The sequence below is a fragment of the Vibrio sp. ZF 223 genome, from assembly GCF_003050585.1.
GTDB lineage: Bacteria > Pseudomonadota > Gammaproteobacteria > Enterobacterales > Vibrionaceae > Vibrio > Vibrio crassostreae.
Map to the genome: position 1 here is coordinate 463,814 of NZ_PIGB01000003.1, position 25,129 is coordinate 488,942.

Here is a 25,129-nt window from a genome sequence, read left to right on the forward strand (position 1 = left end):
CTCAAAAATCGGAAATGTGATTTGGATTCGAGAAAAAAATCCGTATCAAAACTAGCCAAAAAGTAGTGATTTAAAGGCGATTTGGGATTCTTTTGGGAATTCGCCCACTTTTTGATAACAAATGTGTTAGTATCGGCGGCTTTTTTGACGAACCTCACATTTCCATGCAAGTGTGGGAGAAATACATAGGCTTGAAAGAGCCAAATATAGCGAAGAAATAATGTCCAACTTGACGCAAGTCGCCAACGAAAACATCAACGCAGAATCTACTTCTATCGATTTCAATAAAGCTCAATCTCTGGGTGAAAAACTGGAACTCGGAAACCCAGTCTTTTGGCTTAGTGGCAGTTTTTTAACCCTCTTTGTCATCCTCGCTTTTACCAACACCTCCGTGTTGTCCGAACTTGTTAACATCGGCTTCAGTTACTCAACTAAGTGGTTCGGTGCTTTCTGGCAAGTCCTACTACTTCTCAACTTCATTATCGGTTTAGTGCTTGCACTAGGTCGCACCGGCCACGTTCGCTTAGGAACGCTTGCCCTACCTGAAATGACCACCTTCAAATGGATGTCTATCGTCCTATGTACGCTGCTAGCTGGCGGCGGTGTGTTCTGGGCAGCGGCAGAACCTATTGCTCACTTTGTTTCGGCTCCGCCACTTTATGGCAACGCTGATCCACAAGCGATGGCGTTTAACGCTCTATCACAATCTTTCATGCATTGGGGTTTCCTTGCATGGGCAATCTTAGGTGGCTTGTCTTCTATCGTGTTAATGCATCTGCATTACGACAAAGGCCTTCCTCTTAAACCTCGCACTCTTCTTTACCCTCTACTTGGCGACAAGGCAATCAACAGCTGGGTGGGTAACGTAGTAGACGCATGCAGCATTGTTGCTGTAGCCGCAGGTACTATCGGCCCTATCGGTTTCCTTGGTCTACAAATCAGCTACGCATTGAGCGAACTGTTTGGTATTTCAGACAGCTTTGCAACTCAAAGTGTCGTTATTATCTTTGCTATCGCTATGTACACATTGTCTGCATTAAGTGGCGTGAACAAAGGCATCCAACTGGTTAGCCGTTACAACATCATCTTGTCTGTGTGTCTAATCGGCTACATCCTTCTAGTAGGCCCAACAAGCTTCATCGTTGACGGTTACCTACAAGGCATGGGTGAAATGATTGATAACTTCATCCCAATGGCGCTTTACCGCCAAGATACAGCATGGCTAGGTGGCTGGACTGTGTTCTTCTGGGGGTGGTTCTTAGGTTACGGTCCAATGATGGCTATCTTCATTGCTCGCATCTCTCGTGGCCGCACTATTCGCCAAATGATCGTATCTATCAGCATCGTTGCACCGCTTGTAACGTGTTTCTGGTTCAGCATCGTTGGTGGTAGTGGTTTAGCGTTTGAATTAGAGAACCCAGGTGTGATTTCTAGCGCGTTCGAAGGGTTCAACCTTCCAGCAGTTCTTCTAGCAATTACTGCGCAACTGCCGTTCCCTACTCTGATTGCGATTCTGTTCCTTATCCTGACGACCACGTTTATCGTGACGACAGGTGACTCAATGACTTACACAATCAGTGTAGTAATGACGGGCACAACAGAGCCGAATGCAGCAGTACGTACCTTCTGGGGTATCATCATGGGTGCCGTAGCTATTGCACTTATCTCGATGGGCTCTGGCGGCATCTCTGCTCTACAGTCATTTATTGTGATCACAGCCGTTCCTGTATCGTTTATCTTGCTGCCGTGTTTATGGCACGCACCGAAGATCGCGAAGCAGATGGCAAGAGATCAAGGCATCGCTTAATTCCTAATCCGATTTAGTCTCGGTTAGCCTTTAAAACGAAAAAGCCACTCAAGTGATTCACCTGAGTGGCTTTGTTTTATCTGTTCGTTACTTGTATTGACGAAGCTTATTTCTACCGATAGTTCGGCTTATTGAAACTTTTCACCCGCAGCAACCATAAACGACATCTCAACCAATAGCTCTGGGTTTGCCAGTTCAGCTTTTACACACGCTCGGCTTGGTGCGCTACCTTCAGGGAACCATGAATCCCACACTTCGTTCAGTGCATCGAAGTTCGCGAAATTTGTTAGGTAAATTGTCACCGACAATACGCGAGATTTATCGCTGTCGACCAAGCTCATCATTTCTTCAGCTTGATCAAAAATTTGCTGAACCTGGCTCTTAATTCCTGCCGATGTATCCGTCTCTGGTACTTCAACAAAGCTTGCGATGCCATTAAATACGGTTACATCTGACCAACGCTTGGTCGGGTTAATTCTATGGATTTTCACGTGCGATTCTCTTCTTATAATTAGGATTTACTTCAGCGTAATCTAATCCAAATTCCTAATATTGAAAACATAAATTAGAAAGCTCTACCTCTCGAGTGAGATAACCATTCTGTTATGGACGGCGCTCAACTCGTGCCGACACCACAATTGAAGAGTCTGTCTTCCTCTCAACTTCAAAACAACCGCCATAGCTTGAAAGCTGACGAACTGAAAGTTTGTCTTTTCCTAGCTTATCAAACCAATATGGAGCCAGTGAACATTGTGCCGAACCTGTTGCTAAATCCTCCGAAATACCGATTTTCGGCGCAAAATAGCGCAGAACATAACTGTCATCTGAACTTTTGGCTGTCACCATCACCGCATGCAGATCTTTAATTTGTTTATATAATTCAAAGTCAGGCGAAAAATTCTTTACGGCTTCCTCTGAATCCAAAATCAGCACTAAATCTCTTGTAGAAAAAGCTTCGACAACAGATTGATTTAAAGCCGCTAAATCAATAGGAACATCGCTTAACTGCGAGTAGGGTTTACCCTTCCAGCTTGGCAGTTCTATTTGAGACAAGCCTTCTTTTCTATAAATCACGACCTGTCCATAATCACTATTTAGTGTAATCTCATTGAGCTTATACTTTTCGATCAAACTAGTGCCTGCAGCCAAACTACCATGACCACAAAGGTTTATCTCACCATCTAAGGCAAACCAACGAATATCGAAAGCATTCCCTGATTTCACGACGAAAGCTGTGATTGGCAGTGCGAGTTGATGCGTTACTTCTAGTAATTCCGAGTCGGCTAACCATTGGCCAAGTTCTACGACCCCACAAGGGTTACCTTTCGCTGACTCCCCACCAAATACATCATATATAAACGCTTTGATAACCTATCTCCTTATTCTGTCATCTAAAGCTCTCATTCAAAGCTCTAGTCTCTTTTTCTTTACACAAATCATTAGCATAGAGAACACCAGAAGTGCCAAGCATTATGAATCATATAGAAAAGTAATACTCTCACAGCGAAATTAATTTTGCACTAGTGCGGTCATATTCAGGGATTTTATTAAATGGAGTACTTTTATGCATGTTCAAACCTATGATTTAAAACAGAGTAATGTGGGATATAACCTTGGTGTGATTGGCGTAGCATTAGTGCTCGCTTGGATTGGTATTTACAAGTTTACGCCAACCGAAGCGATGCTCATTGAACCGCTAATCGCAAATCATCCTGCAATGAACTGGCTTTATAATCTGTTCTCAGTACAAGCGGTGTCTAACATGGTAGGTGGCGCGGAGATCATTGTCGCGATTGGACTGATCGTTGGATTTAAGAAACCGACAATTGCTTTCTATTCAGGCATTGCTGCAGCGGCTATCTTTGTTGTGACACTCAGCTTCTTAATTACAACGCCAAACGCTTGGAAAGTATCGGATGGCATCTTAGTCACTAACTTCTTCCTAGTGAAAGATATTCTATTTTTGGCGATCGCGATTAGCGTAATCGAACGTAACAAACCTCAGAAGTAACCGTAAATGTATAAGTGGCCGTAACTAGAAGTAACCTTAAACCTTGAAATAAAAAGACTCGAAGCTGGCTAGAAGGACGCTGCCAGCTTCTAATGTATAAGGCGATAATCGATAAGGTCGTCTACTCCGAGTACAGTTATCACGCACTAATGGTTTAGATGTTTCTACTCAACTTTTACTCTCAACTCTTCGCACGCTAAGCCATCCAAAAAGCCAATAATAATGTCATTCGTACTTTGCTTGGCGAGATTAGAGCCATAATCACTTAAATCCATATGTTTAGAGTCTGGAATCTCAACAACACAACTACCATATTGCTTTTGCTCTGATTCAGTCGGCAGTACACCCTCCTTAGTAGGGTATTCAGTTGCTCGAATGGAAAGCACTCGGATATTTTCACTTTTAGGTAAAGTGACTCGTTTATGGTCGAGCGTAATTAACTGAGAAACATAACTTTTATTTTCGTTACTCAACCATGTAGAAATATCGCCACCATTCGAATGCCCGACCAAGGTTAACTTGTCAAAATCATAAGTAGGGAAACGACTCGCTAGCTCATGTTGAAGTACGTTGAGAGTTTGTGCCCCTCGCGTCCAATTCTCAATTCGTGTTTTATACAAGTCACCAGTCTTCGATAAAGGAGGATCACTTGGTAGTTCGTGATCGACATAAATGGTCATGTAACCCCTATCGTTGAGCATTTCTCCAACAAAACCATATTTGGTAAATGGAACTCGATTACCAGCACTTATAAAAGCCACATTGCACTGTTCTGTCGTTGTACAACTGTCAGAATTTTGAGGTAAAACGACCTCTAGAGGTATAGAGCGATCTCTTGTTGAATCAACAATGACCATTGACTGCGCTACCGCAGACAGAGATAAGGCACCTAAGCAAACACCTATTAAATACTTCATATAACACCATGTAATACATACAAAAAAGATAGACAGGTTAACGATCGAGTCTATCTTGTTAGAATCTGGCTAATATTAGTCACACTGATATGCATAACAAGAGAGATATGAATAAATCACGTAGAATTAACAAGTTAGAGCGATAAGTGAGCACTAAACTTTGAGTATCAAAGAAGACTCAGTTAGAAGTTAGATACGCACAACGATAAACCAAGTAATTCCTTATATGAGGATAGGATCGGCATTGATAGTATTCACTTAAGCAGATAACGCTTTACGATAATAATTGGCGTTTTGATTTTGCCCTTTGAACACGGCGTAACTTTCAACGCGCTCAACTAACTCAAAGCCCGTATTGGATAAAATTTTATTTGAGCCAACATTACCCACTAGCGCATAGGCATCAACATATTTAAGGGAAGAATTCTCGGCCAAGTAGATAAGTAACTTCCTCACCGAATTGGACGCAATACCTTTAGAACCAAATGCGTGACCTACTCGATAACCTAGTTCTCCACTTTCAGCGTTCTGGTCGATATCACGAACGTTGATTCGCCCACAAATAGTGCCATTAGCGTCTTTGATCAACATAGGAATCATCTCGCCATTGCCATACTCTGTTAGAAAACTCGTGACTTGCTCAGCAACGCCCGCATAAGAATAGAAACTGTCTTCCCGAGCTGGGACAAATTGCTCAAACCACTCTCTATTTTCGACTTCAAACTCCAATAAAGCACGAACATCGCTTGGCTGAAGTAAGTGTAAAAATACATCCATAATCAATACTCTGGCGCTTATCTAAAAAGCTGCACCTTATGATTCATATAACGCGGCTTCTATTCTGAATTTAAGGTAGGTCTCTTAACTTCTTAGCCGGGTTGCCTGCATAGATACCTTTCTCGGTAATGTCTTTGGTCACTACACTGCCCGCGCCGATTACCACCCCTTCGCAAATCCTGACAGACAACACTGTCGCATTGGAGCCGATGGTAACGTTATTTGCGATAACAGTTCGTCCCCAACTGTCTGGGTTTTGATCTGGCTTGCCCTCTTTGAACAAGTCATTCGCGAACATCACGCCGTGGCCTACGAAGCAGTCACTTCCGATCGTCACATACTCACAAATAAAGGTATGAGACTGAATCTTACTTCTGTCACCGATAACCGAGTTCTTTTGAATCTCAACAAAAGGGCCAACGAACACATCATCTTTAAGCTCACAGCCATAAACGTTGCTTGGTTCGATGATAGTGACATTTTCGCCACACGTAATATCAGTAATCTGCGCCTTTAAAACTCTAGGACTTGCCATACTTCCTCTCGACATTGGCATCATAATTCAACATAAGCGATTGTGCCGTAAGCATTAAAACGCATCAAATAGAGATGTTGAGAGTTGGCAGTGGATCAAAGATCCTGCTTAAGTTAAAACAAGCCAACCAACACGACTGACAACAGTATGCCTCCGATAAAACTTGGGGCATGAAATGGGCGAGCTTTAGATTTTACGTACTCTTTCTGAAGTTCTTCTTGGTAAGTTTTGACAGCAAGTTCTTTTACGTAGTTATTTTGCATAATAAGCTCCTTTTAAATGAGTAAAAGAAGCTTAAGACTTAAAGTTAGGTTGAAGTAAAGTGAAAATTCAAATTAATCGGCATGTTTGTCTTGCTACTCAATAATGACTCTGAAGACATCGTTATTCACACCACCAACATCCACTAACTCTCCGGGCTTCATAACAAGCGAGGCGTTTAGTTGTCGTGTTGAACGCGGCTCTTTCTTTTCTCGAATCACGAGTATATCGACGAAGTAGCCAGGATCTTGCTTACGTATTGCCCCTGAAAAAGTCACGCTTTCAGCCCTATCAGCGAGCACTGAACTAAATGTTTTATCTTCTAAGACACCCGCAGAGATCGACGTATTACCATAAAAAAGAGTGACAGTTGTTGGGTCAGGAGCTAACTCTGGTTTGGATGAACAACCCATCAGGGCTAGGCACAACAGTAAAATAATTCGAAATTGCATAAACTGGTTTTCTTTCTCTCGTTAAACGCTTTTTGTAAAAATACCATGACGATGATTTAACTCACCGCGTCTGTAAGCTCAGCTTTGAATGACTTGTTGTGTAAGTTATCAGCCTCTGCAGACTGGATGGTTCTAGAGATAAGCTCTTCGAAGAGCTCTAGCTGCCCTGCAGGGATGAGCTGATTTTGTATCGCCCTACGTTTGTTAGAATCAAATAACCGCTCGGCCACCCAACCAATTAAGTAGACCAGAGAAAGGCACCCACCAGCTGTAGCAATGTTGCCTTCGATGACTAGAGGTAGATCTTGAACATCTCCACCCATCGCTTCTAATGTTGGTTTTGCATGCGGGTTTGTTGTTAACCTCTTGCCTTTAAGTAAACCGAGTTCGTGCAACACAAAAGATCCCGCGCAAATCGACCCGATTAACTGCTCGCTCGGATCCAACTGTAATGAGTTCATGAACTCTGGTTCTCTCAATGCAGCCGGAATACCACGATAACCACTTGTGATCAGCACAACGTCTTGCTGCGCAACTTCACTCAAATGACCATCGGTTTTCACGGTCATACCCAAATGTGAGCGATGCTCGAGCTTGGTTCCGAGAACCTTAACCTCCCAAGAGTCTGTCGTTCTTCCTAGTAAGTCATACATCAAGAAGAAGTCTACATCGGTGAAGTCATCAAATAATACGATTCCGACTTTGTACATAATTCATGCCCTTGCTGATTACTCTCGAAAGATAAGAAGCGTTAATAGTGATGCGTTTGATAGAAAGGTGATATTAACCACCACACACTTGAGGTCAAACTCGATCCACAATTATTTATGACCCCAAGGTAACAGCGACGAAGTTAGCCCATTTTCTTTTTACTTCAGGAGTCAACGCTAGTGTAAATTCATAACCTAAGTGATTCTCACGTGTTATTTCAAACCCTAATCGCTTATGAAACTGCACCGACAGTTCATTTAGGCGTAAAACATTGCTTACTAATACCCTTGAATCGCGCTCTTTCAGTATATTTACAATGCCACGAAATAAAGCAAGAAAAGCGGCTTTACTTCTATAGTCTGGGTGTACCACAAACATAGGGACAAACCACTTTCCATCCCCTAAATCACTCAACGTTGTGTAGCCAATTAGCTTATTCTGTCGCCGATATTCGACAAGCAGTCCTTGTTCCATTGATTGAGTGCGCGATGCTAAATACACATCTCTATCTATTGGAAAGCCCGCTTCTTTTGAAATTGACTCTAATGTCATCAAGTCCAGCTCTAAATATTCTTCCATTACTGCCTCTTACCCGTACTTAAAAGAATTGCAGAACAAAGCACGCAATAAACGCCGGTAAGCCAGCAATGAATAACACTAAGCCCGTTTGATAATTCATTCGATAGTGTTCTTGTTGGTCTTTAGCAAAATCGTGCCCGTCGACCATTTTGTAGACTTTGTCTGTAATAGGATCATCTAAGCGCGTTGTTTTGCTATGAACGCCTCCCTCCCACAGAAGTTTTGCCAATATCCAAATGACAATAACGACAAAAAATAAGAAGTCGACGAGTCGAGTAGAAGCAAAGAAAGGAAAAAACTGCGACAGCACATAAACGACCATTGCAGCCATCAAATTGATAAGCACCACTTTTTTTAACAAATCGAGCAAATGAACCTCCTCCAGAATCTTAGTACCTCAATAACAGGTATTTATAAAATTTAGATTTCTCGGTCAATCAAAAATTATGCGCAAGATTGCACTATATGAAGTGCCGCATGTTTAACAACCTTTATTGCTGATAGGAAGCATTACACCGCTCGTGGGGATGTATTGAGGTGGCGCTTACATTCGCGCCCAACTTGTGATGAATTAGAGTCATTGATTCGGTATACACTGTCGCTTAATCGCAGGCCTTCAAACTGAATCAGCTCTAATTCCAAGTTAGGAAATAGAGCCGAAATTTCAACGCTGTTATCGATGTGTGTAACGATGTTTAAGCAACAATGTCTTGTGGAGGTGTACCTTCGCAGTTAGAAACGACGGCATCAATTTGAATTAAAGCGTTCATAGGAATCTCTGAAACCCCAACCACCGTTCTTGCCGGTAAATCAGCATTAAAGAACGTAGTGTAGATTTCGTTCACCGCATCAATATCTGAAACATCTTTAAGCTGAATATTAATTTTCACCGTATCGTCCATGCTGTGGTCAACACTTTCAATGATCGCCTTAATATTCTTAAGACATTGTTCAGTTTGCTCTTTTATACCACCAGCAACCACTTCATTGGTTTTCGGATCTACAGGCAGTTGACCTGAAATATGATTGTAGTGAGAGAAAGCAACGGTGTGCGAATAATGCATAAAAGGTGCTTCAACCGTATTATTTGCTTCAATAACCAGTAAGCGAGTGTCTTCTGGCAGTTGTGGCGGTGTGCCATCGCCATGCGAGACCGACGTATCGATTTGAACTAAAGCGCCCATTGGTAATTCAGATGCCTGCACAACCGTTCGCGCTGGAACATAACTTGGGAAGAACTTAGTACAAGCTTCGTTTACCTTTTCTGCATCTTCGATATCTTTTAGGTAAATAGTGGTTTTAACCACGTCATTCATGACATGACCGATGCTCTCTAGAATCGTTTTAATGTTTGCTAAACATTGTGTCGTTTGCTCTGTGATACCACCTGAAACCAACTCACCTGTATTTACATCGATAGGCAATTGAGCCGAAAGATTGTTGTAGTGAGAAAAAGCCGCTGTCTGCGTCGATACAGCACTCTGAGGTGCATTATCTGTATTTCTTGATACCTTAACTAGTGCGCAAGGTGCTTGTGGTTTAGTGCCTTCGCCGTTAGAAATCAGAGCATCCATTTGCACTAGCGCATCGCTGTTTGGCAGTGCAGCTACACCCACAACGGTACGTGTAGGCAGGCTGTTGTTAAAGAAGCTTTTGTAAACTTCATCGATAGCTTCAATATCAGAAATATTCTTAACGAAAACATTAATCTTCACCACATCATCCATAACATGGTCGATGCTTTCAACAATGGCTTTAATATTATTTAAGCATTGTGCTGCTTGGTCTTTAATATTACCGATTACGACTTCACCTGTTTTAGGGTCAACAGGTAATTGAGCTGAAAAGTTATTATAATGAGAAAAAGCGACCGTTTGTGTAGATACAGAATTAATTGGTGCATTTTCAGTATTTCTTGAAATTTTAATGATATCGCTACTCATCGGAATTATCCTTTTAATAATATAGGAATACGTATTTATATTGAACAATCGTATTGGAAAGAATGATTAAAGTAGCGCCATGTTAAGTGAATTATTTTAGGGTAAACGTGATATCCATCAGACTCTCAGTTGACTATAAATCAGCAAGTTATAGAATAATTAGTCATCACACGACTAAATATCCGTCACATTTGGCTTTATCAACTGATAAATTATCTTTAATTTTTAAACTATTCAATAATCTTGAATACTCTCTCAAGTAGTGTGATACGTAAATTACGAAATTTAAATGCAGTTTGATAGGTTGTTCACAATAAAACAGCCTTATTATCAGAACCATTGAACTACCACTAAAATATCCTGCATAAACTCTTAAGCAATTTAACTAATTATTTTAAAAAGTCTATTTTATACAAGTACGTTAATAATATGTTCGATACTAAAATACCAATAGTCTAACAACACCCATTATTAGATACATATCCTCATATAATTAAACAATTGAGAAGCCTAGGGTAACAGCAGAGAAAGGTGGTTGTGATACTGAGAAGTGGTGCTTTCTAAAATGAAGATGGCGTCAAAAGTGAACGATCGACGCCATTGTGTTTACAAAGCTCTGCTAATTACTAGCGAACAACTCTTGCTGAGCGCCTACTAAGGCCTTTTGGTGGCGATATTTCTTACCTTGTAAAGTCTCGTTAAAAGCATCGTCTTGGCCATTCTCGATTACAGTGTCCACTGAGTAACCAGTAATCACAACCTCACCCACTTCATCTAATTTTCTGTGTATATGTAGAACACATTTTATTGCAGCACCATGAGTGAAACTAATTTGTTCAGATAGAACATCCTTTTTAAAGTCTTTGTCATTCATAGAAAAGCTAATGCTTTCGCCTTCGTAAATGCCTTTCCATTTGTGTCTTCCATTACGCAGTACCGGTGAAATAATCTCAACTATCGCATCTTCTTCAACTTGCACGGGTAATGCATTGGAATGCAAGATAAAGCGCTTGAAGTCTGTACGTTCAACCATCACTTCCTTGAAAGCTTCCTCACCATCTTGATCTAAGCCATTTATTCCTACCTGAGTAACTTTAGGTGTATTGTTTAATTGCTTATAGAAATTAGACTTACGGGAAACAACTTTGTAATTGCTATCAACTAACTCAGCTACCTTTTCAATGGTATCCCGAGATAAGTTGTCTTCATCAATTTCCATTTTCAACTTAGCTAGGCGAGCCTTGCGTTCTAATATGCTGAGTTTAAGATCTTCTTTCTGTAAATGTTCAAGCTCTGGATCTGAGCTAGGAATACGAGACACGACAATACCTACCACGCTTACAACAACTGATATAACAGCGACATTTGCATTCACAAACGTAAATATATCTCTCAGCCCACCCTCTTTGCGTGCTTCTGCTTCAATTACGATATGAGTATTGAGAGCTTTAGCCACCTCTTGGACAATTGCTATAATTTCTGCTTCACATCGATTACGAGCGAGAGCATCCATACTATGAGAGCTATTCTCAAGGTAATAATGTAATTGAAGCTTCGTTGAATGGGTTAATTGCATGGATTCACCTTTTGATATTTCCATACTGTATATACGGTTTATTCTCCAAAATTCAAGAATTTAAAGGAGATTAATCTCATAGTTTTGTATATCACCTTACATGCTAGACATTAGGAATCTACACGTCATGAAATACCGCACGTTTCGGAACATAGATATTGAGTAAAAGCTAAACGGCTCTAGGGGTAGTATTGAAGTGGCGCTTAAACTCGCGGCTGAATTGGGATGGACTGGAGTAGCCGACTCGGCGCGCGGCGTCGCTGATTCGTAGGCCTTCTAACTGGATCAGTTCTTTGGCTTTGTTGAGCCTTACCTTCTTCAAGTATTGCAGTGGCGATTCAAAGGTGACGTTACGGAAAGCATTATGGAAAGCAGACACACTCATGTTCGCTTCATCGGCTAGCGATTGAACGGTAATGGTTTGGTCATACTCTTCATGTACTTTAGACAGTGCTTTGGCAACACGTGCGTAATGGCCGTCGTGATGGGCGAGATCGAATAGCACACGCCCTTCTGAACCGGTTAGTGCGCGATAAACAATTTCGCTGACCATGGCATCACCCAATATGTTGGCTTCGATGTCGCAATGCAGCATTTTCACCAATCGAGTAAAACTTTCTAGCATTTGCTCTTCCATCGGCGTGGACTCTAAGCCGCTAGAATTCTGTTTGTGCTTATTGCAGTAGCTCTCAAGAAAGCCTTGGTCTTCTAACTTTTTTACCAAGCTGTGCAAACGTTGAGAGTCAATGTTGATAGATAAACCAAGCAATGGTTCGCCATTAACAGGCAAGGCCTCACACTCCAACGGCATTGGCACACCTACTACAAGGTAATCACCTGCTGCGTAAGTTACTGGGCGTTCGCCAATATAGATGTTCTTTTTACCTTGCCCCAGCATTATGATGCCAGATTGGTAAGTAAAAGGCTGACGCTGATTGCCACCGCTGCTTCTATACAACCACACACCGCCAATTTCAGTTTCTCTGATCCCTTCGAGATCATCCCAATCTTTGTGTTCTACATAAGACTGTAACAACTGCGCGAGTGTTTTCATAAGTGGCGACTTTCCATTCCAAGTGCTAAGAGTAAGTAAGCTAAAGCAGAGAAAGAATATCAATTTTGTAGAAATAGGCAATTTTTTTGGAGGATCAGCTCTTCATCACCCTAGATTACTGTACTAATATGCAAATATAGAAATTGAGCAATCAAATAAAATAACAAATTGAGCTTTACACAAGGAATCTCTAATGCAATTCACTTATGTTAACCCTACAGTTATCCACTTCGGCCAAGGCCAAATCAACGCTATCAGCCAAGCGGTTGATACTTCGAAGAAAGTACTAGTCATCTACGGTGGCGGTTCAATCAAAAGCAACGGTGTTTACGACCAAGTTGTCGCTTCTCTAAAGGATCACGCTTGGATTGAGTTCGCTGGTGTCGAAGCTAACCCAACGAAAGAGACGCTAGATAAAGCCGTCGCTCTTGTTAAAGAAGAAAACGTAGAATTCATTATCGCTGTTGGCGGTGGTTCGGTAATCGACGGTTCTAAGTACGTTGCTGCAGCGGCTAAATACGACGGCGACGGTTGGGATATCCTAGCGGGCAAACACCAAGTAACTGAAGCAACTCCTATTGGTGCAGTACTGACGCTTCCTGCTACAGGGTCTGAATCTAACATGGGTGCAGTAATCACTCGTAAAGCAACTCAAGAAAAACTGGCATTCATGAACCCTGCGGTACAGCCTAAATTTGCGGTTATGGACCCAGACGTAATGAAGTCTCTGCCAGAGCGCCAACTGATCAACGGTCTAGTTGATGCATGGGTTCACGTATGTGAGCAATACATCACAATGCCAACAGACGCGATGGTTCAAGACGGTTACGCAGAAACACTGCTTAAGAACCTACTTGTACTGGGTAAGCAATACGACGAGCGTGACAACGACGCATGGCGTGCAAACCTAATGTGGACTGCAAACCAAGCGCTTAACGGTCTGATTGGTACTGGCGTTCCTCAAGATTGGGCAACACACATGATTGGCCATGAGTTCACAGCACTATGGCACGTAGACCACGCGCGTTCTCTTGCGATTGTTCAACCTTCACTACTTCGTAACCAAATCGAAGCGAAGCGTGGCAAGCTAGAGCAAATGGGTCGTAACGTATTTGGCCTAGAAGCGGGTACTGATTTAGCAGAGCGCACTATTGCTGCAATCGAAGCCTTCTACCACAGCCTAGACGTTCCAACGATGTTCGACGGTTACGAAACAAACAAAGCAACTGCGATTGATAGTGTTGTCGCGCAACTTGAATCACACGGTTACCTAGAGCTTGGCGAGAACAAAGCAATCACGCCTCAGAAAACACGCGAGATTCTAGAGTCTGCGATTCAATAGCGGTCAAAATTAGAGCAAGGAAAACAAGGTTCTAAAGAAAATCACCATAATCTAAAAATTTATTCCGTGAAACTGAACCAAATTCTTTGTCTTTGCGTATATCCTCAAGCAGCGTCCAAATCAGGCGCTGCTTTTTTATTTGCCCTACAAGATGCTATTAAATTCTCATAAGTCCTTAATTTTATGTGCATTCAGATTTCTATATTGGTAAGGTAAACCTGTCTCTTTACTAGGTATGAACAACGATTTGAACAATCTCAAGGAAATGGTTAAGTTTAAGTCACTTAACAAGTGGTATGGTGATTTTCATGCCCTAAAGGATATCGATTTAAATATTGAACAAGGAGAGATAGTGGTGATTTGCGGGCCATCAGGTTCAGGTAAATCAACCTTGATTCGTTGTATCAATCAGCTAGAACCTTTCGAGAGTGGCGAGCTTTCTGTGCTAGAGCAAGCACTTCCGAGCAAGTTCAGCACGTCACGTTCATCCAACCAAAAGAGCACAGCCTTCTGGGAGCTTGGTGATCCCAAGATCTCATGGTAGTTACCTGAAACTATATAGCTAAAATAAGTATTTGAGATAAAGCGTTATAGTTACAACAAACGCTTAACGGCAATGTATAAAGTTTCACGGTTATTAGAGGGAGTAATAAGCTTAAGAAATCACAACACACAGACGGTGAGCTATTAAGTATTTATCGTGATGCATTACGTGTTTATGGTATGTGAAGCTACCGTTCGTATCCTTTAGAACAACGATAATTTCATTTACTTTCTACCTGATAAATAAACAAAAGGTGACCAATTGCGCGGTCACCTTTTATATTCGACTGCTATGTACTATTTAACACAAGTGACTGCAAAAAATTTAGTATCTTGACCTACAATGGACACCTCTCCCTCAGTGGAAGGTTGAGTATTATACAATCTCCCATCAGATGCTCGTAATGCATACCCAATACCACTCCATGGTGAACGTAGCCCCCTCCAACCTAATTCATAGTTAGGTGAAGATAAACCAGCGGGATTTAAACTACCAACAACTAGGTTATTATACGTTGATAAGTTAGTATTAAAGTTACGTAATTCATCAAATGTTGGTAAACGCCACCCCCCGCCATCAACTGGTAGTAAAGAACATAATTGTCTTGCGTTAGCTAAAGAGTAATGAGCAATGGTAACGTTATTCTCCCCAACTGTACTATCAGCAATTACACCGACAAATTCAGATTCTTCCGGTGTTAATGGTCTCATGAATTTAAGACCTGTTGTCATATCTTGATAAACTGTCGCAGGGGCAATGCCTTTCGGTGTGTTATAGCGGTTCACAATCCCACCCCCAACAAAAGTACCGTCGCTAACAGTTAGATATTGACTTGATGAATCATCAGACACTCGACGACAATACTTATTGTAGCTTTTATCAAGATCTTCAACACAAAATTCAATATCCTGACTAACAAGATCATTAGCTAAAAGTGTGAACCCAAGCTTATCTAAATATTCTATTTTATATGTTAACCCTGTACTTTGTGGGTCCTGAATACCAAAACTTGATGTGACTCCCCAACTCGTTTTGATATTATTAGAGTACCCTTGCAAACTAACATTAATATTCTCAAATAGATTAAAGTTACCACTATATTTAATAGATGTTCCAACGATATCTTCACATACTTTGCTACCACTCGCACCATTAACATTCACTGGTGTAACACAATATTGTATTACTTTCCCTGCATCATTATCTTTGATTGTATAATTACAAGGAATTGCAAATGGGTAACAAGTAACACCAGAATCAACACCATCAACGCTCCATGTAACAATAGAGCTACCTTGAGCAAGTCCATCTATACCTGGAATATAAGTATATGTAGCAGGTAATCTAAAACCAGCGACTGGAGAATTTGAGTTATTATTAATTGAAACCGTTGCTGAGGGAGGGAACCCCAAAGGAGGCAAGATAATACCCGCATTATAACAAGCTTCAAGCCCTATTTTTGGTTCACCAGTACTCGCTACAGGTGTAACACAAAAACTAATCGTTTTTCCCTCATCAGTAACGGATGGAGTATAACTATTTATAGAAACACCACCAACGTCAACTCCGTCTAGTTTCCACTTAAATAATGATATACCTTCTAAATCACCATCTATATCTGTATATAAATATGACCCGACAAGATTAGAACCAGATGTATTTGCTTCATATCACGCAGCAGCTTCGCTGTCCTTTCAGTCATGAAAGCGCTTGAAGAGGAATGTTACGAGTGGGATTTGCTCAGTGGTATCTGAAAACCAGAGCATGAAGCTTTTGAAATCGGTCAGGGTAATGGACGAAGCTTCGAGATCATTAGTAAGGCTATAGCGCCTGTGTTTAAGAAGTTTTTTGATGACTAAGAAATCATGGTTATGTAGTTGGACGACTACAAAGTCGCTTGGTGTTCACGTGCTAGTGGTGCTCTGCTCTAAACACTTTATGCCCCTTTATTCATTAGACTAAATAATCTACACAATTCAGGTGGCGTACGTTTTCCCTATTAAAAGTTATCCGAACTCAGCAAGCCTCAAAAGAAATACCGCATTATCTATCCACAAAATACGGCTAATCACCCGTATAAAAAGCGTTATGCCTATCTCTAATAGGTCTATGATGCGACACCTTATGGATAGTTTGCTTATAGCAACTCCTGGAGATAGACTTCGAATAAATTTAAGTGCTTTTGCTAGGTCTTGTGTTTCAATTTTAAATTAATTATCAATACGTTCATCATTAGTCATATCGGTATCTACAACGCTAGGGCATAAACAGTAAACCTTTCTGCAAAAGGAAGAAGTTCGTGATAAAGCGATTGGCTATAACTAACAATTGCAGCTTTCGTCGCTGAATATTCTGCAACCTTAGGGACTGGCGCCAAACCAGCAGTAGAGCCAAAGTTATATATTTCCCCGTAGCCTTGCTGTTTCATTTTCTCCGCAGAAGTAGCCCCAAATTTTCGGACATTACTTTAAGTGACTGTTCTGTTTTGATAGTAGCCAGAGTGACGGGAACAGATTATGACTAAAAAACGTAGAAACCACTCTCCTGAATTTAAAGCTAATGTGACACTTACTACCGCTAAAGGTGATAAAACTGTCGCGAAGTTGACGCAGAAGTACAACTTGTACGCTAACCAGATCTCCACTTGGAAAAAAGAGCTGCTCGACAATACTGCTATGCTCTTTGCCTCTGATAGCCACTTAGGCAAAGAGCATATCAGCTGGGTCCATCAATTAAGAAATTAGTTTATATGTCCAACCATTAGGATCCACTTCTGTTTTTCATTAATTATAGAGAAGATTCAAGTAATATATCATCATCCGCGCGTAACTCATTTGTTATATCATCAGGAGTTGTCGGATCACCGCCAGCTGCACTCCAGCCCCACACCACTACAGAACCGTCTTTTTTAATCGCTATAAAAGACGACCAGCCAGCTTTAATATCTACTACGTCAACAGATACTTGAGAGGCAATAGCATCATACTCTGCTTTATTTGCACCCCATGCGAGTACTTTTCCACTATTAGTAAGCGCTGCGAAGTTTCGTCCATTAGGCGAAGCATAGAGAGCATTAACATCTACCAACTGAGCAGATATATCTCCGGGGATTGTGCCTCCAGTATTACCACCCCAAGCGACTACAGTATTATCATTTTTTATTGCAGCAAAAGCTTGGTCGTTACCGACGACGGACTTAATGTTGGTTAGTACACCACCGTTACCACCCCTAGTACTATTTCCCCAAGTGACCACAGTTCCATCAGACTTGAGTGCAGCAAAGGCGGATTGAGTGGCAGATAAAGATATAACGCCAGACTGAAGGTTGGCTGTTACATCTACAGGAATTGTGGTGGTACCTCCTGTGTTTTCAACTCCCCAAGTGACGACTTTTCCGGACGATTTTCGCGCTGCGAAAGCACTACCAGTGGCTGCAATCTGGGAGACGCCTCCTTGCAGGTCGGCTTCCACAGTGGTGAAGTCTACCTGCGGGTTTACATTGTCAACACTACCCCAACTTTTAACATGCCCTTGTGAGTCAATGCCAGCGAACATAGAGTTACTTGTGCGATAGAGTGTCTGAATGTCTGTAGCCACAAGGCCCTCGGCAGGTCCTTCTACACGACAAAAAAAACCTCCCCAAAAAATCACATCACCATTGTCTTTACGAGCAGAGAAACAATAATTGTTACTAACTATTTCTACAACTCCACTATCTAACAGCCCCGACACTCCAGATATGTCTCCCCCAAAGGTAGCTTCACCGTAAGTGACAACAGAGCCGTTAGTTTTCCAAATCGCAACAGCACCAAATGAAGGTGCTATACCTAACGCATTCGATTCTGTTCCAGAGGGAGTGAACCCCCAATAGACAACCGAGTTATCTTTTTTCTTAGCCGCTACTATATTAGACAAATAGAAAGTTGAAACACTCTCAACATTGGTCAAGTCCAGCCCACTTGAACTGGAACCACCCCAAGAAAATGCTACTCCATCATTTCTTAACCCAGCATTTGTTGAACGACCTGTATAAAATTGGTGTACCGAGTCTCTTGAATAAATATTGTATTCTTCCTGTGCACTAGATTGACCACTCTGGCTGTATGTGACTACGGACAATCGAACCTTTTTGTTAACATCAGCATTTTCTATCGTTAACGACTCCGCAGTGGATGATGAATCAGATATCGTAACGCCATTTACATTGATAGTATTACCGTAAATATTGTCTTCGTTCCTATCGACTTGCCATAGAAATGTTGTAAGTGAGCGATTACAGTTATCGCACGTATAATCAGCTGAAACCGTATCCCCCACGATTAACTGACCTATTTTATCAAGTGAAGTAGTAATGGGGCTAGGCTCACTAACTGTTACTGGAAAACTACAAACTTCATCACCAATAAAATTAACGTTACCAAGGGCTATTGGTGTAACACAAAAAACAATATCCTTTCCTACATGTTCATTAACAAGATCAAACGACTCGGATGTTATACTTTGAGTAACATTATCAATTATCCATCTAAATTCACTCGAATTTTCTGGGCGAGCATTTGAATTAGGGTCAAAGTATGTGTAATTACCATATATTGTTTTTCCAGAGAATACGTCGCCTTGAATGTTCACTGACTGCGCTAAAGGTACATTCCAACTTTCTACCGGATGATTAGAACCACCTTGAGACGGTGCTCCGCTGTTCTCTCCACCACAAGCAAAAAGAAAACTTGATAATAACACAATAAAAAAAGCTCTTAATTTCATGGTTTAACCTCAGATGAAAAAGCGGGAGAAATTAATTCAACGCGACGGTTTATTGAACGGCCTTCTAAGGTGTTATTATCCGCAATTGGATCCGTCTCACCTCGGCCTTCGACTTGAATTCGACTCATTTCGATACCATTACTTTCAAAATAATTAGCAACACTTTGCGCTCGTCTCAAAGATAGCCTTTCATTGTATTTCTCTGAGCCTTGGGAGTCGGTATGCCCAACAATGATTAATTTCGATATAGGGTTACTTTTAAGTCTTTCCAAAATTGATGCGAAATTAACTTCTATTTCAGAAGATAGTTGAGCGCTATCAAAAGCAAACAGAGCCTGTCCATTCAACTCATTAAGAGTTACTATTTCAGCTTGAACGATATGCACTGATGGTTCAGGGTCTACAATAGCAGGAGCTTCCTCTTTTGAGCCAAAAGAATAAGTCAAACCAACCGTAAGGAAATTAATATTTGAACCACCTGTATTCTCGCCACCAACGTTATCAAACCATTGATATTCTATCCGTGTTTTTAACTCCTTAGTTAAGCGATACTCAAGGCCAGCGCCAAGCATCAAAGAAAAATCTTCATCTCGCTCTTGAACATCATAATTCAATTCTTCTCCTTTCTTATCGGCCCTCCATGCAAGCCCCCCAACTTTGCCGAATATATTCCAGCTATCATTTAAATAATAATCGGCCTTGACCCCTAACTCGACACCTTGAAATTTTGCACTATAAGGAGCATCAACTGAAGGAGCATCAAGACTTGGGTAAATAGCTTTCGCTTTACCTAAATAATCATATCCACCTTCAATTGAAAGCCAGTCATTTAGTTTATAACCGAGAAAAACACCAGCCCCGATAGCTTCTCTATCACAATCTAAATTGTGTGATTCACAACCATTAGAAAAGTGCGTCCAACCAACTTTACCACCAACATAAACGGTTTCACCCTCAGCATGAGCCGTAAACACAACACCTAAGCCCACAATAAAACACAATATCTTATTCATAATCACTTATTTCAAAAAAAAACTCTTTACAAGATACCACAAAAATGCAGTCGATAAGAAGACTTTTCAATCGGTTTCGTGGGCTACCAGCGTAAAACAAAAAATTCAGAGAGAATCAAACCACTTGAAATGCTGCTCGTTATAAGCATAGTTTCACATTAGGTAAGAACCAAGCTACTCTTCAGGTTGTACTGAAGTAGAGCTTATAATTCACAACTAAAAACCTACAAAACCACCTCTCACCCTTTGTATCCTTATGATGTTCTTCAATGCTCTACATATTACCCCACCTTTTATGGCAATAATTAACCAGCATTAAAATCCTCGTTTATATAAAAATAGTAAAAAAGGCCACACTGATTAATATAATAGTAGTGGCCTAAGAAATTAAAAGGTTAATAGATATTACTTGAGAATGACCTGTACTGAACGCTCAAGCGGACCATTTTCTTGTGAGCTCAAAGGTTGTTCATTGGAAACACTTGATGTGTTTATACGTGAACTATCAACTCCTTGATTAATCAATAATAAAGCTACACTGTCAGCTCTCTTCTCAGAAATCTTTTTATTAACTTTATCGGAACCAAGCGAATCTGTACGCCCGATAACATTAGCTTTCAAGCTAGGATTATCAAGCATAACTCTAGCCACTTCATTTAAGTTATAGCGCCCATAGTCATTTATCTCAACCTCACCGACTTGATACGGCAAAATATATTCTGTGCGCGATATTCGAGTTTTGATTATCTCTTTTGTTTCGACTATCTCTTTTTCTACTATTTTTTCTTTTTCAAGAACAAGAGGTGTGCTTGGTTGGCCGAATTTATATGTCATCCCCCAATACACTTGATTTAAGTGGAAGTCTTGACCACTTTTCTTTTCTATTTGGTCATAATAATCATATCCAATTTTTGTCGTTACCGAGTTAGTTAACTGGTATTCAAAACCTAAACCAGCAGTACCACTAAAGTTATCATCTTTTATGTTATTCTCACCAGATACATATGTAGCGCCAATTTTCCCAAACATTGAAAAATAATCGGTAAAATAGTAATTACCTTTAATCCCAATCGTGCCTAAATGCAAGTCAGAATTATCTAAATTACTCAAATAATCGTAACTTCCATATACTCCGAAATTACGATTAATATCATAGCCAAGTTCGATCTTTGTGCTTGGAGCCGTGTTTTCTCCATCTTCTATATCCGAACTATCTACAAAGCCAACTCCAAGATTAGCACCTACCCAGATCCCAGATTTATCGTCTAAATGTTTTGTGTCTTCGTTTATGTTTTGAGCGGCAGATGTACCACTCGATAACATAAGGCCTATAGCCACTGCTTGTAACTTCATTATAATCTCCTAAAACATCATGAAACATCATGAAACATTTCCATGATTCGTGAAAATATTAGGTCAACATTGGCGTGGCCCCGTCAAATAAGTGTTTATTTTTAGTTAAATTGCTGTAAAACAACCAACTGGAAGCAATATAGCCAATCACTCTTTAACTGTGGTTCTCTGACCTTTTGGAGTGATGAAGAACAATAAGCGAGTGGGCGCAAAGCAAACAGAATAAGCGCGGGAGGCCGCGTCGGTTCAGTGATTTAGCTATCACGACAACACTCATGGTCAAACGAGTTTTTTCTATGCCATTAAGAGCGCTTCAAGGATTTATCGACTCGATATTTAGGCTAGCCCATGTACCGTTAAGTTGTCCGCATTACACCTGCATCAGTCGTAGAGCCAAGTAAATTAAGGTTTCATTTAAGACTAAAACGAGAGGAGCGATACAACATCTAGCCATTGATGCTAATGGCCTTAAGGTTTATGGCAAAGGTGAATGGAAAGTCAAAAAACACGGGACGGATGGTAAACGTAGAGTCTGGCGAAAGCTTCATATTGCCGTCGATACAAACACTCATGAGATCATTGCCGCCGAGCTAAGTTTATCGACGGTTACAGATGGAGAAGTACTCCCGAACTTACTGAAACAAACACGCCGAAGTATCCTTGAGGTGTCTGGTGATGGCGCTTACGACACGAGAGCGTGTCACGCTGCTATTAAGATTAAGGGAGCCATTGCGCTTATTCCCCCAAGAGAAGGGGTAGCCTTCTGGCAGCCTGGTCACCCTCGAAATCTCGCTGTGGGTTGCCAAAAATTATACGGCTCAAATAAGTATTGGAAAGAGCGGTATGGATACCACAAACGTTCACTCTCAGAAACAGCGATGTATCGAGTTAAACAGTTGCTAGGAGGGAAACTGAGCTTAAGAAATTACAATGCCCAGGTGGGTGAAACTTACGCGATGATAAAAGCGTTGAACAAGCTTACTGGGTTAGGTATGCCTGAAACTTGTCGTATTGATTAAGAAATACGCGAAACGGGTTGGCTCTATCTCTAAATTCAATTACGCAACAAAGCCCCATGCCCTCCTTAAAGTCTCTTTTATTTTTGAAGTAAATATTACTTTTCGTTCATTACCTTCCAGAGCCTCTCGGTTAAATTGAGATTTGCGCTGTAAAGTAGGAGATGATGCAACTCAATATAAAAAACAAATACCGGATCTCTGACTAAATCACTGCGCTGATATCCTGCTCCATCTAAAATGATATAAATGTTGTAGTTAAATAGATAGATATCTCTGAGCTTGCAGACAAAGCGAACAATGCTCTCATTGCTAATACTTTCGAAATCGCTAACAATGATCGAACCAATATTCGACAGGTTCAGCGCACCAACAATATGCAGCCGGCTGTGCTCACCTGTCGTTTCCAGCACTTTATCTTAACCTGTACGTATCAACCATCGCGATTTTCGTCGACAGCGCTAGGTCAAAAGCATCAATGAACGCTTTCCGTTTCGACTCATCAAACTTGAGTGGAACATTTTTCGGTTTCTTTTAGCTAAGGCCAAACGCCTCTTAGGATAGGCAATAATTTGAAGAGTATGAGAGTAAGTCTTCTCAGTCAAATGTGTGAAACGTTGCATTGTTTAAGCGACAAAAAGTTTATTTTGGCTACCACCATTTTCAGGCTGAAGCTTTCTAAAAGAATATAGTAGCCACGATTCCTGAATGCGAAGAACTTAAGGAATCACGGTGCAACTGCAACCTTCAGAAGCAAGCAAAACCTCTTCAATGCGATCGCATATTCGATTATCACGGGTAGAATCACGCATGTGTTTTTGCTGAGAAGTCAGTGTGATTTTTTATATTACTTAGCATGATCCTGATTTCACCGAAAATCAGTCGACTCAATGATCACAGGTATAGCATTATTTTTAGGTTTAAAACCTTACATTAAACACATGTAACACTGATGGTTTCTCAATTGTGAGAAAATCGTGCCCATTGCATGGAATGTTATGTTTCAAGTTTGATTGTTTACTTTAATTGCAGCCTAAGTGAAAATATTGTTAATTCAGGTCGATGGTGAAAATAAAAGTTGATCAAACAAAGAGGTAATTCAGGGTTATGTTTTTCATAAATACTAAAGGCAATTCACTTTCATTAATAATGGCTACCATTAGCCTTTCCGGGTGGGTTACTTCTATGTACTTATACGATAATTTTTTAATGTATCAACTGCGAGTTTCTGAAGGGAAAACAATTAATGCTTACAACATCTTGGATTCTGCTTTTCGGCACTCAATTTCAGAAGATCACATGTATTCTATGGTAACCGATTGGGTCCTAAAGGGCAGCAGTGCTGAAGTTGGGTCTTTAACCACAATATGCAATAGAAACCCTATAATTTTAATGGAGATATCCCCTTCTTTTACAGAATTTTTCATTCTAAAAGTGTGTAGTGTTATTAAATACTAGTACGCGATCGTTTGCGAATTGGCATTCACATCATAAGATGAATTTATTTTAATTTGCCGGACATCAACAACCTAGGGTCAAAAAGGGGGCTCCTTATGAAAACGAAACTTAGTAACGCTGTGTCTATGTGCTTAATGCTTGCTCTTAGCTTATCGGGGTGGGTAACCTCTATTTACATATTCAAAGAAACTAAAAAATATCAGGATGAAGTTCTGGAAGGTAAGTTAATAAATGCTTTCAATATATTAGAGCATTCAATAAAGGATATAAGTTCTGAACATGAGATTTATCAAAAGATTAAAGAGTGGCATCAGCATAAAAAAAGTGCTCAATTGGGCTCACTTAAAACGGTTTGTACCTATGCACCGGAAATGATTGTATTACTATCACCTATATTTTGTGAAAAAACAGCAATACGGGTATGTGATGTTTCTTTTGATCTTTAGGAGTTTTCAATCCAAACCATCAAGTAAAATTTGGAGGTAGTTGGGGAGCTATGCCACTTCAAAAACGCTACAGACCGAGCCTCTAGATACAAATTAGCGTGCGAGCTCATAAAATCGCTAACACTTAAAGAAAGCAAAAGACAGATCGAAACACAAAGGTGAATTGCCTTAAAGAACATTTGAGGCATCAAGCTGAACCAAATTCTTTGCCCTTGCGTATATCCTCAAGCAGCGTCCAAATCAGGCGCTGCTTTTTATTTGCCCTACAAGATGCTATTAAATTCTCATAAGTCCCTAATTTTATGTGCAATCATATTTCTATATTGGTAAGGTAAACCTGTCTCTTTACTAGGTATGAACAACGATTTGAACAATCTCAAGGAAATGGTTAAGTTTAAGTCACTTAACAAGTGGTATGGTGATTTTCATGCCCTAAAGGATATCGATTTAAATATTGAACAAGGAGAGATAGTGGTGATTTGCGGGCCATCAGGTTCAGGTAAATCAACCTTGATTCGTTGTATCAATCAGCTAGAACCTTTCGAGAGTGGCGAGCTTTCTGTGTTAGAT

22 protein-coding genes and 5 pseudogenes are annotated in these 25,129 nt (G+C 40.6%); 8 read left to right on the plus strand and 19 right to left on the minus strand.

Annotated features, from left to right (window positions below):
- Positions 1–220: 220 nt before the first annotated feature.
- Positions 221–1,807, plus strand: a complete 1,587-nt coding sequence (locus CWO13_RS09625) for a BCCT family transporter (RefSeq protein WP_029405430.1) — start codon at positions 221–223, stop codon at positions 1,805–1,807.
- 128 nt (positions 1,808–1,935) lie between these two features.
- Here the strand turns inward: CWO13_RS09625 and CWO13_RS09630 are convergent, their stop codons facing one another.
- Together CWO13_RS09630 and CWO13_RS09635 are read right to left on the minus strand one after the other, a co-directional pair.
- A complete protein-coding gene (locus CWO13_RS09630; RefSeq protein WP_048660042.1) occupies positions 1,936–2,298 on the minus strand; it encodes a RidA family protein in 363 nt (120 codons plus the stop codon).
- 112 nt (positions 2,299–2,410) lie between these two features.
- The gene (locus CWO13_RS09635; RefSeq protein ID WP_170960780.1) at positions 2,411–3,175 is read right to left on the minus strand and encodes a PhzF family phenazine biosynthesis protein; all 765 of its coding nucleotides are present in this window, start codon (positions 3,173–3,175) and stop codon (positions 2,411–2,413) included.
- A 196-nt stretch (positions 3,176–3,371) separates the two neighbouring features.
- Here CWO13_RS09635 and CWO13_RS09640 point away from each other — a divergent pair, with 196 nt between their 5' ends.
- Positions 3,372–3,818, plus strand: a complete 447-nt coding sequence (locus tag CWO13_RS09640; RefSeq protein ID WP_004731440.1) for a DUF417 family protein — start codon at positions 3,372–3,374, stop codon at positions 3,816–3,818.
- 164 nt (positions 3,819–3,982) lie between these two features.
- On the opposite strand, the gene CWO13_RS09645 is transcribed toward CWO13_RS09640, so the two are convergent.
- From CWO13_RS09645 to CWO13_RS09690, 11 genes are all read right to left on the minus strand, one after another.
- Complete coding sequence (locus CWO13_RS09645) at positions 3,983–4,735, minus strand: alpha/beta hydrolase (RefSeq protein ID WP_107898953.1); 753 nt, start codon at positions 4,733–4,735, stop codon at positions 3,983–3,985.
- A gap of 258 nt (positions 4,736–4,993) precedes the next feature.
- On the minus strand, positions 4,994–5,512 hold the full coding sequence (locus tag CWO13_RS09650) for a GNAT family N-acetyltransferase (protein ID WP_107898952.1): 519 nt from the start codon (positions 5,510–5,512) through the stop codon (positions 4,994–4,996).
- A gap of 70 nt (positions 5,513–5,582) precedes the next feature.
- Complete coding sequence (locus tag CWO13_RS09655; protein WP_107898951.1) at positions 5,583–6,047, minus strand: acyltransferase; 465 nt, start codon at positions 6,045–6,047, stop codon at positions 5,583–5,585.
- Between the two features lie 113 nt (positions 6,048–6,160).
- A complete protein-coding gene (locus tag CWO13_RS23445) occupies positions 6,161–6,310 on the minus strand; it encodes a hypothetical protein (protein ID WP_165886753.1) in 150 nt (49 codons plus the stop codon).
- A 93-nt stretch (positions 6,311–6,403) separates the two neighbouring features.
- The gene (locus tag CWO13_RS09660; protein ID WP_048660037.1) at positions 6,404–6,760 is read right to left on the minus strand and encodes a hypothetical protein; all 357 of its coding nucleotides are present in this window, start codon (positions 6,758–6,760) and stop codon (positions 6,404–6,406) included.
- Between the two features lie 56 nt (positions 6,761–6,816).
- Positions 6,817–7,470: a DJ-1/PfpI family protein gene (locus CWO13_RS09665; protein ID WP_017085588.1), complete on the minus strand. Its 654-nt coding sequence runs from the start codon at positions 7,468–7,470 to the stop codon at positions 6,817–6,819.
- A gap of 115 nt (positions 7,471–7,585) precedes the next feature.
- Complete coding sequence (locus tag CWO13_RS09670; protein WP_048660035.1) at positions 7,586–8,050, minus strand: GNAT family N-acetyltransferase; 465 nt, start codon at positions 8,048–8,050, stop codon at positions 7,586–7,588.
- A 19-nt stretch (positions 8,051–8,069) separates the two neighbouring features.
- Entirely contained in the window at positions 8,070–8,420 is a 351-nt protein-coding gene (locus CWO13_RS09675; RefSeq protein WP_048660034.1) for a hypothetical protein, read from the minus strand.
- Positions 8,421–8,745: 325 nt separating this feature from the next.
- Positions 8,746–9,993: a RidA family protein gene (locus tag CWO13_RS09680; protein ID WP_108082849.1), complete on the minus strand. Its 1,248-nt coding sequence runs from the start codon at positions 9,991–9,993 to the stop codon at positions 8,746–8,748.
- Between the two features lie 619 nt (positions 9,994–10,612).
- Positions 10,613–11,569: a hypothetical protein gene (locus tag CWO13_RS09685; RefSeq protein ID WP_108082850.1), complete on the minus strand. Its 957-nt coding sequence runs from the start codon at positions 11,567–11,569 to the stop codon at positions 10,613–10,615.
- A gap of 169 nt (positions 11,570–11,738) precedes the next feature.
- Entirely contained in the window at positions 11,739–12,623 is an 885-nt protein-coding gene (locus tag CWO13_RS09690) for an AraC family transcriptional regulator (protein WP_108082851.1), read from the minus strand.
- A gap of 193 nt (positions 12,624–12,816) precedes the next feature.
- Between CWO13_RS09690 and CWO13_RS09695 the strand changes: the two genes are divergently transcribed.
- Positions 12,817–13,965 (plus strand): iron-containing alcohol dehydrogenase, encoded by a 1,149-nt coding sequence (locus CWO13_RS09695; protein ID WP_108082852.1) that lies wholly within the window; start codon positions 12,817–12,819, stop codon positions 13,963–13,965.
- A 235-nt stretch (positions 13,966–14,200) separates the two neighbouring features.
- Positions 14,201–14,443, plus strand: a pseudogene (locus CWO13_RS09700) (ATP-binding cassette domain-containing protein); the annotation flags it as partial.
- Between the two features lie 362 nt (positions 14,444–14,805).
- Here CWO13_RS09700 and CWO13_RS09705 read toward each other — a convergent pair.
- Together CWO13_RS09705 and CWO13_RS09710 are read right to left on the minus strand one after the other, a co-directional pair.
- Positions 14,806–15,930, minus strand: a complete 1,125-nt coding sequence (locus tag CWO13_RS09705) for a hypothetical protein (protein ID WP_108021204.1) — start codon at positions 15,928–15,930, stop codon at positions 14,806–14,808.
- A gap of 681 nt (positions 15,931–16,611) precedes the next feature.
- Positions 16,612–16,946: pseudogene (locus CWO13_RS09710) on the minus strand (SDR family oxidoreductase); the annotation flags it as partial.
- Between the two features lie 79 nt (positions 16,947–17,025).
- Here CWO13_RS09710 and CWO13_RS09715 point away from each other — a divergent pair.
- A pseudogene (locus CWO13_RS09715) lies at positions 17,026–17,244 on the plus strand (transposase); the annotation flags it as partial.
- A gap of 52 nt (positions 17,245–17,296) precedes the next feature.
- Here the strand turns inward: CWO13_RS09715 and CWO13_RS09720 are convergent.
- From CWO13_RS09720 to CWO13_RS09730, 3 genes are all read right to left on the minus strand, one after another.
- The gene (locus CWO13_RS09720) at positions 17,297–19,273 is read right to left on the minus strand and encodes a hypothetical protein (protein WP_108021205.1); all 1,977 of its coding nucleotides are present in this window, start codon (positions 19,271–19,273) and stop codon (positions 17,297–17,299) included.
- Positions 19,270–20,286 carry an OmpA family protein gene (locus CWO13_RS09725; protein WP_065113584.1) on the minus strand — a complete coding sequence of 339 codons (1,017 nt, stop codon included), beginning with the start codon at positions 20,284–20,286 and terminating at the stop codon, positions 19,270–19,272. Before CWO13_RS09725 ends, CWO13_RS09720 begins: the two co-directional genes overlap by 4 nt.
- Positions 20,287–20,691: 405 nt before the next feature.
- A complete protein-coding gene (locus CWO13_RS09730) occupies positions 20,692–21,639 on the minus strand; it encodes an OmpA family protein (RefSeq protein WP_065113585.1) in 948 nt (315 codons plus the stop codon).
- A gap of 117 nt (positions 21,640–21,756) precedes the next feature.
- Here CWO13_RS09730 and CWO13_RS09735 point away from each other — a divergent pair.
- Positions 21,757–22,658, plus strand: a pseudogene (locus tag CWO13_RS09735) (IS5 family transposase); the annotation flags it as partial.
- Here CWO13_RS09735 and CWO13_RS09740 read toward each other — a convergent pair.
- Positions 22,618–23,467, minus strand: a pseudogene (locus CWO13_RS09740) (transposase). The pseudogenes CWO13_RS09735 and CWO13_RS09740 overlap by 41 nt on opposite strands.
- 741 nt (positions 23,468–24,208) lie before the next feature.
- On the opposite strand from CWO13_RS09740, the gene CWO13_RS09750 reads away from it, so the two are divergent.
- Entirely contained in the window at positions 24,209–24,559 is a 351-nt protein-coding gene (locus tag CWO13_RS09750; RefSeq protein WP_065113588.1) for a hypothetical protein, read from the plus strand.
- Between the two features lie 354 nt (positions 24,560–24,913).
- The coding region (locus CWO13_RS09755; protein WP_146164377.1) for an ATP-binding cassette domain-containing protein at positions 24,914–25,129 on the plus strand (216 nt) is incomplete at its 3' end.

Excerpts from the sequence above, each read along its gene's own strand:
- CWO13_RS09625 (WP_029405430.1), top strand. The coding sequence starts at position 221 with ATGTCCAACTTGACGCAAGTCGCCAACGAAAACATCAACGCAGAATCT.
- CWO13_RS09640 (WP_004731440.1), top strand. The coding sequence starts at position 3,372 with ATGCATGTTCAAACCTATGATTTAAAACAGAGTAATGTGGGATATAAC.
- CWO13_RS09645 (WP_107898953.1), bottom strand. The coding sequence starts at position 4,735 with ATGAAGTATTTAATAGGTGTTTGCTTAGGTGCCTTATCTCTGTCTGCG.
- CWO13_RS09650 (WP_107898952.1), bottom strand. The coding sequence starts at position 5,512 with ATGGATGTATTTTTACACTTACTTCAGCCAAGCGATGTTCGTGCTTTA.
- CWO13_RS09655 (WP_107898951.1), bottom strand. The coding sequence starts at position 6,047 with ATGGCAAGTCCTAGAGTTTTAAAGGCGCAGATTACTGATATTACGTGT.
- CWO13_RS23445 (WP_165886753.1), bottom strand. The coding sequence starts at position 6,310 with ATGCAAAATAACTACGTAAAAGAACTTGCTGTCAAAACTTACCAAGAA.
- CWO13_RS09660 (WP_048660037.1), bottom strand. The coding sequence starts at position 6,760 with ATGCAATTTCGAATTATTTTACTGTTGTGCCTAGCCCTGATGGGTTGT.
- CWO13_RS09665 (WP_017085588.1), bottom strand. The coding sequence starts at position 7,470 with ATGTACAAAGTCGGAATCGTATTATTTGATGACTTCACCGATGTAGAC.
- CWO13_RS09670 (WP_048660035.1), bottom strand. The coding sequence starts at position 8,050 with ATGGAAGAATATTTAGAGCTGGACTTGATGACATTAGAGTCAATTTCA.
- CWO13_RS09680 (WP_108082849.1), bottom strand. The coding sequence starts at position 9,993 with ATGAGTAGCGATATCATTAAAATTTCAAGAAATACTGAAAATGCACCA.
- CWO13_RS09685 (WP_108082850.1), bottom strand. The coding sequence starts at position 11,569 with ATGCAATTAACCCATTCAACGAAGCTTCAATTACATTATTACCTTGAG.
- CWO13_RS09690 (WP_108082851.1), bottom strand. The coding sequence starts at position 12,623 with ATGAAAACACTCGCGCAGTTGTTACAGTCTTATGTAGAACACAAAGAT.
- CWO13_RS09695 (WP_108082852.1), top strand. The coding sequence starts at position 12,817 with ATGCAATTCACTTATGTTAACCCTACAGTTATCCACTTCGGCCAAGGC.
- CWO13_RS09720 (WP_108021205.1), bottom strand. The coding sequence starts at position 19,273 with ATGAAATTAAGAGCTTTTTTTATTGTGTTATTATCAAGTTTTCTTTTT.
- CWO13_RS09725 (WP_065113584.1), bottom strand. The coding sequence starts at position 20,286 with ATGAATAAGATATTGTGTTTTATTGTGGGCTTAGGTGTTGTGTTTACG.
- CWO13_RS09730 (WP_065113585.1), bottom strand. The coding sequence starts at position 21,639 with ATGAAGTTACAAGCAGTGGCTATAGGCCTTATGTTATCGAGTGGTACA.
- CWO13_RS09750 (WP_065113588.1), top strand. The coding sequence starts at position 24,209 with ATGAAAACGAAACTTAGTAACGCTGTGTCTATGTGCTTAATGCTTGCT.